This is a genomic window from Pseudoclavibacter sp. RFBA6 (assembly GCF_002931575.1).
Taxonomy (GTDB): Bacteria; Actinomycetota; Actinomycetes; order Actinomycetales; family Microbacteriaceae; genus Pseudoclavibacter; species Pseudoclavibacter terrae.
Genome location: NZ_PSUA01000012.1, coordinates 49,548 through 63,454 on the forward strand (window position 1 = coordinate 49,548; position 13,907 = coordinate 63,454).

Genomic DNA, 13,907 nt, shown 5'->3' on the forward strand with positions numbered 1-13,907 from the left:
TGCTGTGTGGCTCTTTCTGTGGCGACTGGCGACGGGCGACGAGGTCCCCCGGACGGTGGGTGGGGTGTCGCGCTACTTGATGTCGGCGATGGCCGCGGTGAGGTCCTGCGTGCGGGCGCGGTAGCCCTCCGCCACGGCTTCGGTGAACTCGTCGACGCGCTCGTTCACGCCGGAGAAGAACCTGCGGCCTGCAGGGGTCGAGTTGACGAGGTGGGCGAGGGCGAAGCCTGCGGCGATGCCGCCGATGATGCTGAGCGCTGTGCGCATGAGATCTCCTGGAACGTGGTGAGCGGGTGTCTGGCGGGTCAGCGTGTTGCGCGCGGCTTCGGCTTCTTCGGCTTCGAGGCGGACTTGACCGTCGCTGGTCCGTCGCTCTTGAGGCTCGAGATGCCAGCGCGGACCGCTGCGGAGAAGCCGGCGAGCTTGATGAGCGGGCCACCGACCGTCGCCGCCGTGAGCGCGACGAGGCTGGACACGTTGCTTGTCGTCTCGGAGACGTGCGTCGTGATGCTGTCGATCTTCGCGAGCTGCTTGTTGGCCTCGAGGACGGTGACCTGCGTCTCGGCGAGCGTCGGCGTGATCGCATCGACGGATTCTCGGATGCCGCTGCGCACCTCGTCGAGCACTCCCCCGAGCTTGAGCAGCGGCACCGCGAGCAGAAGGACGAGGATGAGGAAGACTCCGGCCGCGATGAGGCCGGCGATGTCGCCACCAGACATGGTGCTCCTTAGTGAGCGCGGCGCGTCGCCGCGCGGGTAGACGAGCGCCGCAGCGCCGCAGGACAGACAAAAGGGCGGGTCATCTCGCGATGACCCGCCCCTATGTTAGTTGGCTCCGGCTGCTCGGGTCGCCCCGAACTGCCAGTTGCGGCGAACCGGAGCGCCAGCTTGGCTAGCGAGCAGCGTAGTACTCGACGACGAGCTGGACTTCACACGTCACCGGGACCTCGACGCGCTTCGGGCGACGCACGAGGCGCGCCTGGAGCGTTGCGAGGTCGACATCGAGGTACGCGGGGAGCTTCGGGAGGACGTCCGCGTGGCCACCGGCTGCGGCGACCTGGAAGACCTCGAGGGCCTCCGAGCGCTGCTTGACCTGGATGAGCTGTCCCGGCTTCACGCGGAAGCTGGGGCGGTCGACGAGCTTGCCGTCGACGAGGATGTGGCGGTGCACCACGAGCTGACGAGCCTGGGCCGTCGTGCGGGCGAAGCCCGAACGCAGGACGAGCGCGTCGAGGCGCATCTCGAGCAGCTCGACGAGGTTCTCACCCGTCAGGCCTGCCGCGCGACGCGACTCTTCGAAGACGATGCGAAGCTGCTTCTCGCGGAGCCCGTACTGGGCGCGCAGGCGCTGCTTCTCGCGGAGACGGACGGCGTAGTCGCTGTCGGTCTTGCGACGCGTGCGGCCGTGCTCGCCCGGTGCGTACGGGCGCTTCTCGAGCGCGCGCTCTGCCTTCGGAGTGAGTGCGATGCCGAGTGCGCGGCTGAGGCGCACCTTGCTGCGTGAACGTGAGGTCTTGGACACAATTGCCTTTCGAGCGAAGTTTGGCGCGCGTGAGCGCGCAGAAATGAAGTTGCTCTCCGCCAAGGCCATGCCCCGGCGTCAAACTTGAGCAGTGTCGCGCGTGCGTCGGCTACAGACTGCACGCCTTACTCTCGGACGCGCAGCCGCACGCGATCCCGGGACGTAGACCGAGAAAGACTAGCACAGTGCGGCATGCCCTCAGGTACCCGGCTTGGTGATGGCGCGGAGCTTCTCGAGCCTGGCAGCGATCTCGCGCTCCTCGCCGAAGCGGGTCGGCGAGTAGTACTCGCGCTGGCTCAGCTCGTCGGGGAGGTACTGCTGCTCGGAGACACCGCGCGCGTCGTCGTGCGGGTACTTGTACCCCTTGCCGTGACCGAGGCGCTTCGCTCCTGCGTAGTGCGCGTCCCGAAGGTGCTTGGGAACGCGGCCGATGCCGCCCGCCTTGACATCGGCGATGGCGGCGTTGATGCCGGAGTACGCGGCGTTGGACTTCGGGGCCGTGGCGAGGAACACCGTGGCCTGGGCGAGCGGGATCCGCCCTTCTGGCATTCCGATGAGCTGCACGGCATCTGCCGCGGCGACTGCCATCTCGAGTCCGCGCGGTTCCGCGAGTCCGATGTCCTCGCTTGCCAGCACGATGAGGCGCCGGGCGATGAAGCGCGGGTCCTCCCCCGCGACGATCATCCGCGCCAGGTAGTGGAGCGCAGCGTCCGGGTCGCTCCCTCGGACGGATTTGATGAACGCGCTGATGACGTCGTAGTGCTCGTCGCCGTCCCTGTCGTAGCGCAGGAGCGCCTGGTCGGAGGCGCTCGCGACGAGCTCGGCGTCGATGGTCGTCTGCTCGGAGGCCTGCGCTGCGGCGGCCGCCGCCTCGAGTGTGGTCAGCGCGCGTCGCGCGTCGCCGGAGGAGAACTGGACGATAGCCCGTTTGGCGTCGTCTGCGACCTCGAAGACCCCGGAGAGTCCTCGCTTGTCGGTTGCGGCGCGGTCGATGAGCTCGATCAGATCCGCCTCGTCGAGCGGTTGCAGCGTGAGCAGCAGGCTCCTGGAGAGCAGCGGGCTGATCACCGAGAACGACGGATTCTCCGTCGTGGCTGCGACGAGCGTCACCCAGCCGTTCTCAACGCCTGGCAGGAGCGCGTCCTGCTGCGCCTTCGTGAACCGGTGGATCTCGTCGAGGAACAGCACCGACTGGATGCCGTAGAGGTCGCGTTGCGTGAGCGCCTCATCCATCACCTGGCGGACGTCCTTGACGCCGGCCGAGATCGCGGAGAGCTGGGTGAACCGCTTGCCGGAGGTGTGCGCGATCGCCTGCGCGAGTGTCGTCTTGCCCGTTCCTGGCGGACCCCAGAGGATCACGGAGGTGCCGGCTCGTGCGTCCTGCTCGGGGGATGCGAGCGCGCGGAGGGGCGATCCCGGCCGCAGGAGGTGCCGCTGGCCGACGACCTCGTCGAGAGATCGCGGGCGCATCCGCACCGCGAGGGGCGCGGTTGTCCCCGCCAGGCTTGGCGCGTCACCGGTCATGAGGCCCGATGTTAGTAAACTCCCCTCTGGTGCCTGCACGGCATGCTGAGGACAAGCGAATGAGGCACAGTGGCAACTTCGGAGAAGAACACGCGTGAACAGCGCCGGCGTACCCGCGAGTACGAGGCGCGCGTCGCCGTCCACGAACGGGGTGTCCGACGTCGGAGTCGAGACAACCGCGTCTGGACCGTCGCGCTCGTCGTCGTCGCGCTTGTCGTCGGCGCCCTGCAGGTCTTCTACTTCACGGGTGGCCCCGGTGCCCCGGCCCCCGCAGCGGACGCGACCTCGACGCCCGCCGCCACGCCCGCCGGAGAGGTACCGGACCCCGCCATCGCCGAGGCGCGTACCTGGACGGGCGAGCTGACCTTCAACGACGACCTCACGCTCGGCATCGAGCTCGACGGTGCGGCGGCTCCCCAGGCGGTCGCGAACATGGTCTCCCTCAGCGGTGAGAACTACTTCACCGACACGTCCTGCCACCGCCTCACGACCGAGGGGCTGTTCGTGCTCCAGTGCGGCGATCCGACCGGCAGCGGGACGGGTGGGCCCGGCTACAGCTGGGGCCCGATCGAGAACGCACCGGAGGACGGGGTCTACCCGGCCGGCACCATCGCCATGGCCCGCCAGGGCGGCAACGCCGAGAGCATGGGAAGCCAGTTCTTCATCGTCTACGAGGACACGACCCTGCCCGGTGACGCGGCAGGTGGGTACACCGTCATGGGTCAGGTCACGGACGGACTGGATCAGCTCATCTCGGGCATCGTGGATGCCGGCGTCGACCCCGCTTCAGGGGGCGGCGATGGTGCGCCCGTCGCACCTGCGGTGATCACGTCGCTCACCCTCGAGTAGCGGGTCGGGCCGCCCGGACGCGGCGACAGGGCTCCCCGTCGCCTCCGGAGACTGGGCATGCGCTGGTGAACGAAGCGTCCGCAGTGTCCTAGCATGGGGAGTCAGTCGCGCAAGCTGCGCAAACGCCTACCGTGAGGGAATACCCGCCATGTCTGCACTCCCCCAGAACCCGTGGGGCCGCGTCGAAGAAGACGGCACCGTGTACGTGATCGAAGAAGGGACTGAGCGCAAGGTCGGCCAGTACCCGGACGGCACGGCAGAGGAGGCTCTCGCGTACTTCGTCCGCAAGTTCTCTGACCTCGAGGGGCAGGTCTCGCTGCTCGAGCAGCGCGTCAAGAACGGCGCCCCGGCCTCCGACATCGCGAAGTCGGCCAAGCACCTCAGCGCGCAGCTGAGCGACGCGAACGCCGTCGGCGACCTCGCGGCGCTCCGGTCGCGCCTCGAGGCGCTCGGTGGGACGGTCAGCGAGCTCACCGAGCAGCAGCGTGAGGCGCAGCAGGAGGAGATCGCCGGGGCTCTCGCGGAACGCGAGGCGATCGTCGTCGAGGCTGAGCGCCTTGCTGCTCAGCCCCCGGCCTCCATCCAGTGGAAGCAGACGACGGCGAGCATCGACGAGCTCTTCACGAAGTGGAAGGCGCACCAGCAGGATGGGCCGCGTCTGCCCAAGGCCGAGGCCAATGCCCTCTGGAAGCGCTTCCGTGGTGCCAGGAGCACGCTCGAGCGCGAGCGTCGTGCCTTCTTCGCCGAGCTGGATGCCAGCCACAAGACCGCTCGGGATGCGAAGACGAAGATCCTCGAGCGCGCCGAGGCGCTCGCCCCTCGCGGCGCGGACGGCGTGGCCGAGTACCGCCGCCTGCTCGACGAGTGGAAGGCTGCTGGCCGCGCGGGTCGCAAGTACGACGATGCGCTGTGGAACCAGTTCAAGGCGGCCGGAGACGTGCTCTTCCAGGCGAAGGGCGAGGTCGACGCGGCCGAGAACGTCGAGTACGCCGCGAACTACGAGGCGAAAGCCGCGCTGCTCGAGGAGGCCACGCCGATCCTCCAGATCACCGACCGTCGCGCGGCACGCGAAAAGCTCGCCGACATCCAGCGACGCTGGGATGAGATCGGTCGTGTCCCCCGTGAGAACTTCAAGGCGACGGAGGACCGTCTCCGCGCGATCGAGCAGCACGTCCGCAAGCTCGACGACGACCACTGGCAGAAGTCCAACCCGGAGCGTCAGGCGCGGAGCCAGGGCATGCACAGCCAGCTCACCGAGGCGATCGAGAAGCTCGAGGCCGAGCGTGCTGCCGCGGAGGCCCGCGGCGACACGCGTGCCGTGAAGGAAGCCGAGGAGGCGCTCGAAGCCCGCCGCGTGTGGCTCGGAGCCATCGGCAGCTAGAACGTCGAACGCTGTCCACAGCTCACCGAGCTGACCGGCGAGACGGCCACCAGGTGGGGCAGGATGCGAGAGTGCATCCTGCCCCACTTCGTCCGCTGCCCGATGCAGAGCTGCAGGTCATGTGGCGCGACGGCGTCGTCGTGCGCTTCGGGCACGACTGCGCACTCGCGTACGCGTCCGTGGCAGACCGCCTCACGCCGGCACACCGAGCCGCGTCGGTCGCGCCGCTGGTGACGGGAAGCGCTGCCGTGGGCGGGGCCTCAGCGATCTGGGTGCACACAGGCGGACCTGCACCGTCAGCGCTCACCATCTCCACGCAGCGCGGAGCGCGTCCACCCAGGCAGCAACTCGCCGGCGTGCGCTATCGGTCCACCGCGCCCCCAGACGCGGCGGTCCGGCTCGTCGGCGGCGTGCGGGTCGTCGTGCCGTGGCTGGCTCTGCTCGACCTGCTGCACGACCCGGGAACCGAGCAGGCGACCATCGATCTCGCCGTGCGGCGGCTCGACCTGGATCCTGTCGAACTGCTCGCGGCCCGCGTCACGCTGCGTCGGCCGTTCGCCGCCCTGGCGAGGAGGCGTGCGACGTTGGCGAGGGCCGCTACTGGGTCTTGACGCGGTACACGTCGTACACGCCGTCGATACGACGCACCGCGTTGAGCACGCGGTCCAGGTGCGTCGTGTCGCCCATCTGGAAGGAGAACTTGCTGATCGCGAGGCGCGCCTTCGAGGTGTGCACGGTTGCCGAGAGGATGTTGACGTGGTGCTCGCTCAGCACCCGTGTGACGTCGCTCAGCAGGCCAGACCGGTCGAGCGCCTCGACCTGGATGTTGACGAGGAACACGCTCGACGAGCTCGGCGCCCACTGGACTTCGATCATGCGCTCCGGCTCGCGGAGGAGGCTTGCCACGTTGTTGCAGTCGGAACGGTGCACGGAGACGCCCTGCCCGCGCGTGACGAAGCCGAGGATCTCATCACCCGGAACCGGAGTGCAGCACTTGGCGACCTTGACGAGGATGTCGGGCGCGCCGCGCACGAGCACTCCGGAGTCGCTCGTCGTGGGGATGGTCGTGCCTGGCGTGAACTGCGGCGCCTCGTCGGCGGCCGGGACGTCCTGCTCTTGACGGAGCGCGGCCTGCAGCTTCTCCATGACGGACTGCGTGGAGACGTGTCCATCGCCGACCGCCGCGTAGAGGGCGGTCACGTCGAGGTAGCGCAGGTTGGAGGCGACGGACGAGAACGCCTCCTGGACATGGTCCTTGTTAAGCGGGAGCCCCGCTTTGCGCAGTGCCTTCGCGACGGAGTCCTTGCCCTGCTCGATCGCCTCGTCGCGGCGCTCCTTCGAGAACCACTGCCTGATCTTGTTCTTCGCCCTGGCGCTGGCGACGAAGGTCAGCCAGTCCTGCTTCGGTCCCGCGTCCGGGTTCTTCGAGGTGAACACCTCGACGACGTCACCGTTCTGCAGCTTGGAGTCGAGCGGGAGGAGCCGCCCGTTGACCTTCGCGCCCATCGTCCGGTGACCGACGTCGGTGTGGATGGCGTACGCGAAGTCCACGGGTGTCGCTCCGGCGCTGAGACCGATGACCTTTCCCTGCGGCGTGAAGACGTAGACCTCCTTCGCGCCCAGGTCGAAGCGCAGCGAGTCGAGGAACTCCCCCGGGTCCGTCGTCTCCTGCTGCCAGTCGCTGAGGTGCTTGAGCCAGGCCATCTCGGTCCGGGTCTCATCAGCCTTGTCCTGCTTGCCTGACTGGGCGTTCTGCTTGTACATCCAGTGCGCCGCGACGCCGAACTCGGCGCGACGATGCATCTCGACGGTGCGGATCTGGATCTCGACCGGCTTGCCGTCCGGCCCGATGACCGTCGTGTGCAGCGACTGGTAGAGGTTGAACTTGGGCGTCGCGATGTAGTCCTTGAACCTGCCGGGCATCGGCGTCCACCGTGCGTGGATCGCTCCGAGGACGCCGTAGCAGTCGCGGACCGAGTCGACGATGAGCCGGATGGCGGTGAGGTCGTAGATCTCGTCGAAGTCCCGCCCGCGGACGATCATCTTCTGGTAGATCGAGTAGAGCTCCTTGGGGCGCCCGTAGACGTCGCCGCGCATCTTCAGCTGGCGGAGGTCGGACTGCACCTCGGCGATGACGCGCTGGACGTACTTCTCGCGCTCTGGCTGACGGTGAGCGACGAGGTTCTTGATCTCTGAGTAGATCTTGGGGTTGATGACGGCGAACGAGAGATCCTCGAGCTCGTTCTTCATCGCCTGGATGCCCATCCGGTGCGCGAGCGGGGCGTAGATCTCCAGGGTCTCCTTGGCCTTGCTCTTCGCCTTCTCAGGCGACATGAAGCCCCAGGTTCGGGCGTTGTGGAGACGGTCGGCCAACTTGATCACGAGGACGCGGATGTCCTTGGACATCGCGACGACCATCTTGCGCACGGTCTCCGCCTGCGCGTTGTCGCCGTATTTGACCTTGTCGAGCTTGGTGACGCCGTCGACGAGCATCGCGATCTCGTCACCGAAATCTGAGCGGAGCTCGTCGAGCGTGTACTCCGTGTCCTCGACCGTGTCGTGGAGGAGGGCCGCTGCCACGGTGATCGAGCCGATGCCGAGGTCGGCGAGGATCTTGGCGACCGCGACCGGGTGGGTGATGTACGGCTCGCCGCTGCGTCGGAACTGCCCCTCGTGCGCATCCTTCGCGACCTCGTAGGCGCGCTGCACGAGCGCGGTGTTGGCGCGGGGGTCGTGCTTCCTGAGCGATTTGAGAATCGGCTCGAGAACGTGCACAGGCTGCTTCGCGAACATTCTCGGCATTCGCCAGCGCAGCGAGGAAACTTCGCTCATGCAGCACCTCCATATGCATCATCACCCTGGCCTGCGTGAATACGCGGACCAGGGTGATGACAAGTTATCACCGTGCGGACGGTCGTCAGGACGCCGATGCCTTCGACGCCGACTCGGATGCCTCCGGGGTCTCCGCGTCGTCGTCGAGAGCGTCGCCTTCCACGTCGCCGCCATCCTTCTGCGTGCGAGCACGCGCTGCCAGGATGCGCTTGTCGGTGCGTGCGATCTCCGGCTCTCGCGACCGGAGCGCCGCGTAGAGCGGGCCGGCGACGAAGATCGTCGAGAGGGCCCCGACGAAGATGCCGATGAACAGTGCGAGCGCGATGTCGCGGAGCGTGCCGGCTCCCATGAGGAAGGCGCCGATGAAGAGGATCCCGCCGACCGGGAGGAGCGCGACGACCGACGTGTTGATCGAGCGCACCAGCGTCTGGTTGATCGCGAGGTTGACGAGTTCGCCGAAGGTCCGGGAGGACTCCGCGTTGTAGTCCTCGGCGTTCTCGCGGATCTTGTCGAACACCACGACGGTGTCGTACAGCGAGTAGCCGAGGATGGTGAGGAAGCCGATCACGGCCGCCGGGGTGACTTCGACGCCGGTGATGGCGTAGACGCCCGCCGTGACGACGAGGTCGTGGGCGAGGGCGACGAGCGCCGCTACGGACATCTTCCAGGTGCGGAAGTACAGCGACATGAGGATGGCGGCGATCGCGACGAAGACCGCGAGGCCGATCACCATCTGCCTGGTGATGTCCTGGCCCCAAGATGGCCCGATCGTCGACAGGTTGACGTCCTCGACGGGAACGGAGTAGGCCTCAGCGAGCTGCGCGCGCAGCTCGGTGTTGGCCTCTTCGGACAGGGAGTCGGTCTGGACTCGGATGCCGCCGTCGCCGAGGACGGCGACCTTGGCGGGCGTGGGCGTGAACTCGGCCGCCGCGGCGATGGCGGGCTCCTGCTCGTCGGTCGCCGGCTGCGAGACGAGGAACTCCGAACCGCCGGTGAACTCGATGCCGAGCTCGAGGCCACCCCGGAGGATCGGGACGAGGATGGAGATGAGGACGGCGATTCCCGCGATGGAGAACCAGATCTTCCGCCTGCCGACGAAGTCGATCGAGCGCTCACCGGTGTACAGGTCGTTGCCGAGCGTCTGGAACTTGCTCATCAGGCCTTCTCCCCCTTGCTTGTCGTCGACGTCTGCTCCGCCGCAGGCGTCCCTGCGCTCACGAGGTCGTCGGCTCCGCCCTTCTTGGCGGCTTCCGCCTTGCGCTCGGCGAGGGTCTGGCGCTTCGTCGCCTCACGAGACGCGCCGCGCTTCTTCTGCTCGGGGGTGCGGAACGTTCCGCGGCCGCGGTAGACGGCGCCGAGCGAGCGCGGGTCGAGGCCGGAGGCCGGGTGGCCGTCTGCGAAGAACGAGGTCCGTGCGAGGAGTCGCATGAGCGGGTGCGTGAAGAGGGTCACGACGATGATGTCGATGATGGTCGTGATGCCGAGGGTCAGCGCGAAGCCGCGCACGTTGCCGACGGCGACGAACAGCAGGACGATCGCGACGAGGAAGTTGACGGCGTCGGATGCGAGGATCGTGCGGATCGCGCGCGTCCATCCGCCTTCGACGGCGGAGACGAGTCCCTTGCCGTCTCTCAGCTCATCCTTGATTCGCTCGAAGTACACGATGAACGAGTCCGCCGTGATGCCGATGGCGACGATGAGGCCCGCGACACCCGCGAGTGACAGCCGGTACCCCTCCTGGTTGGAGAGGTAGGTGACCACGATGTAGGTCAAGGCCGCGGCGATGACCAGCGATGCGACGGTGACGAGCCCGAGCGTCCGGTACTGGAAGAGCGAGTAGACCACGACGGCGGCGAGTCCGATGAGGCCCGCGATGAGGCCGTTCACGAGCTGCGAGCTTCCCAGCGTGGCCGAGATGGTGGAGGTGGACTGCGCGACGAAGTTGAACGGCAGCGCGCCGAACTTCAGCTGGTCGGCGAGGGCCTTCGCGCTCTCCTCGTTGAAGTTGCCGGAGATCTGCGGCTTGCCGTCGGTGATCGCGGCGTTGGTGGTCGGTGCGACGATGACCTGGTTGTCGAGCGTCACGGCGAACCTGTTCTGGTTCTCCGTGAGGCCTACGAGTCGCTCGGTCACCGCGGCGAACTCCTGGGTGCCCTGCGCGTCGAACTCGATGTTGACTGCCCACTGGTTCGTGGTCGCGCCCGTGCTCGTCGTCGTGAGACCGCTCGTGGCGTCGGCGATCCGCTCTCCGGTGACCTCCACGGGGCCGAGGACGTACTTCTCCGTGCCCGTGTCGTCGCACGTGATGAGCGGCTGGGTCGGGTCGATGTCGGCGGCCGGAGCGAGGTCGGCGCAGTTGAACTGCAGGAAGTCGACGTACATCTGCTCGGTGACCCAGTTGAGGTCACTTGCGTCGGTCGGCTCGGCGGTGGGCGTGGTCGACAGCTCTTCAGGCAGCTGGTCTGCCGGGATGGCCTGGGTGTTCGCGGCCTGGTCGGCGACGAGCACGGCGCGGAACTCGAGCTTGGCCGAGTTCTCGATGCGGTCGCGGGTGAGCTGGTCCATCTCACCGGGCACGGAGACGACGATGTTGCGTCCGCCCTGCGTGGTGATCTCGGCCTCGGAGACACCCGAGGCGTCGATGCGCTGGCGGATGATGGAGACCGCCTGCTGCATCTGCTCAGATGACGGGTCGGCCTGCCCCTCTGGAAGCTGGGCGGCGAGCACGACCTGGGTGCCACCCTCGAGGTCGAGCGCGAGGCGCGGGGTCCACTGGCCGCCCTGTGTGGCGACGGCCAGCCAGTTGAGGCCCACGAGGGCAAGGATGAGGATCAGGAGCCACGTGAGCGTGCGCCAGGCGCGCTGGACGATGCCAGCACCCCGACCACGACGCGCCGATGACGTTGTCGACTTCGCCAAGAGAGTTCTGCCTTCTGACCTCAAGACGAGGCCCGTGCGTGAGAGGTGAGGGAGTCGCCTACGCCTTGTTGGTGTTCGGTCCGGACTCGGAGCCGTTGTCGCCGTCGCGGCGGTCTGCGTCCGCGGCGTCGCGGTGCTCGGGCTCAGTGGTGGGGAACTCCTCTACGGTCTCCTCGACGGAGAGCGCGGATGCGTCGTCCGGGACGGACGGGGTGAGGATGTTCGCGATCGTCATCGAGTGCACGCGGAGCCGCGTGCCGGGCTCGGACTCGATCGTCGTGATGTTGTTGTCCTCGTCGATGTCGACGATGGTGCCGTACACGCCGCTCTGCGTCATGACGTCCGCACCGATGACGGCGCTGCTGCGCATCTCCTGCTGCTGCTGGGTCCTCTTCTTGTTGCTGCGCCACATGAAGAAGATCATGACGCCGAGGAGGACGAGGGGAAGGAGGAGCGTGAGATCCATATGTGGGTGCCTTTCTGGCAGTCCGTACTACGACTATGCACGCCCGGAACGACGGCAAACGCATCTAGTGTACGTCGCGGTCGTGCGGATGTCGCTCAGCCAGTGATCGAAGGTTGGCGGGAGGGCTAGATATCGAGGCGGGGCCCCTGCGGCACGGCGCCGCCCGGCAGGGTCCGGCCGAGGTGCGCGTAGGCCTGCTGCGTGGCGACGCGGCCCCGCTGCGTTCGAGTGACGAGTCCCGTGCGGACGAGGAACGGCTCGACGACGCTCTCGACGGTCTCCGCCTCCTCGCCGACGGAGACGGCGAGGGACCTGACGCCGACCGGTCCCCCGGCGAAACGATCGATGAGCGCCTGCAGGACGGCCCGGTCGAGCCTGTCGAGGCCGAGCGCATCCACGTCGTAGACGAGGAGCGCGTGCTGCACGGCCTGCTCGTCTGCATCGGTCTCGTGGACCAGCGCGTAGTCGCGGACTCGCCGCAGGAGCCGGTTCGCGATTCGGGGCGTTCCCCGACTGCGGGTCGCGATCTCGGCGAGCGCCGCATCGTCGACCCGGAGATCGAGGAGGCGAGCCGCGCGCGCGAGGACACGCTCGAGCTCCCCGTCCTCGTAGAACTCGAGGTGGGCGGTGAAGCCGAAGCGGTCTCGGAGCGGGTTCGGCAGGAGTCCGGCGCGGGTGGTGGCGCCGATGACGGTGAAGGGGGCGAGCTCGAGGGGCACGCTGGTCGCCCCGGCCCCCTTGCCGACCATGATGTCGATCCGGAAGTCCTCCATCGCGAGGTACAGCATCTCCTCGGCGGTGCGCGCCATCCGATGGATCTCGTCGATGAAGAGCAGCTCGCCGGGCACGAGGCTCGAGAGCACGGCCGCGAGGTCGCCGGCGTGCTGGAGGGCAGGGCCGCTCGTGAGGCGGATGGGCTGCCCGGTCTCCTCCGCGACGATGAGGGCGAGCGTCGTCTTTCCGAGTCCCGGAGGCCCGGCCAGCAGGATGTGGTCGGGTGTCCGGCTCTGCATGGCCGCTGCCTTGAGCAGGAGCTCGAGCTGCACGCGAACCTTCGCCTGGCCGACGAACTCGGCGAGGTTCGCGGGGCGAAGCGCCCCCTCGAAGGCGATCTCCGCCTCCGATTCCGGTGACTCGGGGATGCGCGAGACGTCGGTCACGAGCGGCTCCCCGCGGGTCCGAGGAGCTTCAGAGTCGCGCGCAGCAGCGCTGCGACGTCAGGGTCCTCGCCGTCGAGCGCCTTCGCGGCGTCTTCGACCGCGGGAGCCGCCTGGCGTTCCGCGTAGCCGAGGCCGAGCAGCGCCTCGACGACATCGCGGCGCAGTGCCGCGGAACCGCTCTGGCCGACTGGCTCGCCAGCCGCAGGACTCGGGGACAAGGCGAGAGCGATCTTGCCGGCGAGGGAGAGGATGATGAGCTTGGCCGTCTTGGGGCCGATGCCGCTCACCGCGGTGAAGGCCTTGACGTCCTCCTCGGCGACGGCGCGTGCGACCTGCTCCGGCTCGAGGTGCGCGAGCACACCGAGCGCCGACTTCGGTCCGACGCCGGTCACCGTGATGAGGTGCTCGAAGATCTCGAGCTCCTCGGGTCGCTGGAAGCCGTACAGGGTCCACGCGTCCTCGCGCACGACGAGGTGCGTGCGCACCAGCACCTCGGCGTCCAGGCGCAGCTGGAGTGCGTGGGCCGGAGTCACGAAGACCTGGTAGCCGACACCGGCGGCCTCGATCGTGACCGTGGTGGCGGTTCGGTACAGCACCTGGCCGCGGAGGGAAGCAATCACCGGTCTACCGTACGCGGCGGCCGCGAGTTTTCGCGGCACGCTCGGCGGCGAGCCACGCGCTCTGCGCCGCCGTCGGCGCCTCGGGCGTGCGCCCGGCAGCCGCTGGGGCTCGCCGGAGCGGGGCCGCCTCGGCGGCGCTGCCCGCGGCGGTTCCCAGTGGGGTCTTCCAGGCCGAGCAGATGGCGAGGGCCAGGGCGTCGGCCGCGTCTGCGGGCTTGGGGATCTCGTCCAGGCGCAGGATGCGCTGCACCATCGTGCCGACCTGCTTCTTCTCGGCGGATCCGTAGCCGGTGACGGCGGCCTTCACCTCCGAGGGAGTGTGCAGGGCGGCTGTGATGCCCCGGCGCTCGGCGGAGACGAGCACGACCCCGGAGATCTGGGCGACACCCATGACGCTCGGGAGGTTCTGCTGGGCGAAGACGCGCTCGAGCGCGATGGCATCTGGCGTGTACTCGTCGAGGATCGCTTCGATGCCGTCGGCGAGGAGCCGGAGGCGCCGTGGCAGCTCGTCAGCAGGTGATGACGTGACCACAGAGACGTGCACGAACTCGACCCGCTGTCGCCCGTGCACGTCGACGATGCCGAGGCCGCAGCGGGTGAGACCCGGATCGATGCCCAGGATGCGCCGCGGCACT

14 protein-coding genes are annotated in these 13,907 nt (G+C 68.3%); 3 read left to right on the forward strand and 11 right to left on the reverse strand.

Translation table 11 applies throughout. The features are described from left to right. Positions 1-72: 72 nt before the first annotated feature. The 4 genes from C5C17_RS10150 to C5C17_RS10165 all read right to left on the reverse strand — a co-directional run bounded on the left by C5C17_RS10150 (position 73) and on the right by C5C17_RS10165 (position 3,045). The gene (locus C5C17_RS10150; RefSeq protein WP_104253275.1) at positions 73-267 is read right to left on the reverse strand and encodes a Na+ dependent nucleoside transporter N-terminal domain-containing protein; all 195 of its coding nucleotides are present in this window, start codon (positions 265-267) and stop codon (positions 73-75) included. Between the two features lie 38 nt (positions 268-305). Beyond that, positions 306-719, reverse strand: coding sequence for a DUF948 domain-containing protein (locus C5C17_RS10155; RefSeq protein ID WP_104253276.1), 414 nt, complete (start codon positions 717-719; stop codon positions 306-308). A gap of 172 nt (positions 720-891) precedes the next feature. Next, a complete protein-coding gene (rpsD, locus tag C5C17_RS10160) occupies positions 892-1,521 on the reverse strand; it encodes a 30S ribosomal protein S4 (protein ID WP_068484404.1) in 630 nt (209 codons plus the stop codon). Between the two features lie 198 nt (positions 1,522-1,719). Further along, complete coding sequence (locus C5C17_RS10165; protein ID WP_104253277.1) at positions 1,720-3,045, reverse strand: replication-associated recombination protein A; 1,326 nt, start codon at positions 3,043-3,045, stop codon at positions 1,720-1,722. 69 nt (positions 3,046-3,114) lie between these two features. Between C5C17_RS10165 and C5C17_RS10170 the strand changes: the two genes are divergently transcribed. The 3 genes from C5C17_RS10170 (at position 3,115) to C5C17_RS10180 (ending at position 5,886) form a co-directional block, all read left to right on the forward strand. Further along, positions 3,115-3,894, forward strand: a complete 780-nt coding sequence (locus C5C17_RS10170) for a peptidylprolyl isomerase (RefSeq protein WP_104253278.1) — start codon at positions 3,115-3,117, stop codon at positions 3,892-3,894. 148 nt (positions 3,895-4,042) lie between these two features. Beyond that, positions 4,043-5,275 (forward strand): DUF349 domain-containing protein, encoded by a 1,233-nt coding sequence (locus C5C17_RS10175; RefSeq protein ID WP_104253279.1) that lies wholly within the window; start codon positions 4,043-4,045, stop codon positions 5,273-5,275. A gap of 71 nt (positions 5,276-5,346) precedes the next feature. Then, positions 5,347-5,886 carry a hypothetical protein gene (locus tag C5C17_RS10180; RefSeq protein WP_104253280.1) on the forward strand — a complete coding sequence of 180 codons (540 nt, stop codon included), beginning with the start codon at positions 5,347-5,349 and terminating at the stop codon, positions 5,884-5,886. On the opposite strand, the gene C5C17_RS10185 is transcribed toward C5C17_RS10180, so the two are convergent. The 7 genes from C5C17_RS10185 to ruvC all read right to left on the reverse strand — a co-directional run bounded on the left by C5C17_RS10185 (position 5,873) and on the right by ruvC (position 13,906). Continuing rightward, positions 5,873-8,107 carry a bifunctional (p)ppGpp synthetase/guanosine-3',5'-bis(diphosphate) 3'-pyrophosphohydrolase gene (locus tag C5C17_RS10185; protein ID WP_104253281.1) on the reverse strand — a complete coding sequence of 745 codons (2,235 nt, stop codon included), beginning with the start codon at positions 8,105-8,107 and terminating at the stop codon, positions 5,873-5,875. The genes C5C17_RS10180 and C5C17_RS10185 overlap by 14 nt on opposite strands. A gap of 85 nt (positions 8,108-8,192) precedes the next feature. Beyond that, the gene (gene secF, locus C5C17_RS10190) at positions 8,193-9,263 is read right to left on the reverse strand and encodes a protein translocase subunit SecF (RefSeq protein ID WP_104253282.1); all 1,071 of its coding nucleotides are present in this window, start codon (positions 9,261-9,263) and stop codon (positions 8,193-8,195) included. After that, a complete protein-coding gene (secD, locus tag C5C17_RS10195; protein WP_258066158.1) occupies positions 9,263-11,026 on the reverse strand; it encodes a protein translocase subunit SecD in 1,764 nt (587 codons plus the stop codon). Before secD ends, secF begins: the two co-directional genes overlap by 1 nt. Positions 11,027-11,084: 58 nt before the next feature. Continuing rightward, positions 11,085-11,492 carry a preprotein translocase subunit YajC gene (gene yajC, locus C5C17_RS10200; RefSeq protein ID WP_104253283.1) on the reverse strand — a complete coding sequence of 136 codons (408 nt, stop codon included), beginning with the start codon at positions 11,490-11,492 and terminating at the stop codon, positions 11,085-11,087. Positions 11,493-11,617: 125 nt separating this feature from the next. After that, complete coding sequence (ruvB, locus tag C5C17_RS10205) at positions 11,618-12,652, reverse strand: Holliday junction branch migration DNA helicase RuvB (RefSeq protein ID WP_104253284.1); 1,035 nt, start codon at positions 12,650-12,652, stop codon at positions 11,618-11,620. Further along, complete coding sequence (gene ruvA, locus C5C17_RS10210; RefSeq protein WP_104253285.1) at positions 12,649-13,272, reverse strand: Holliday junction branch migration protein RuvA; 624 nt, start codon at positions 13,270-13,272, stop codon at positions 12,649-12,651. The genes ruvB and ruvA overlap by 4 nt, the downstream gene beginning before the upstream one ends. Positions 13,273-13,276: 4 nt before the next feature. After that, positions 13,277-13,906: a crossover junction endodeoxyribonuclease RuvC gene (ruvC, locus tag C5C17_RS10215; RefSeq protein WP_104253286.1), complete on the reverse strand. Its 630-nt coding sequence runs from the start codon at positions 13,904-13,906 to the stop codon at positions 13,277-13,279. Between the last annotated feature and the right edge of the window lies 1 nt (position 13,907).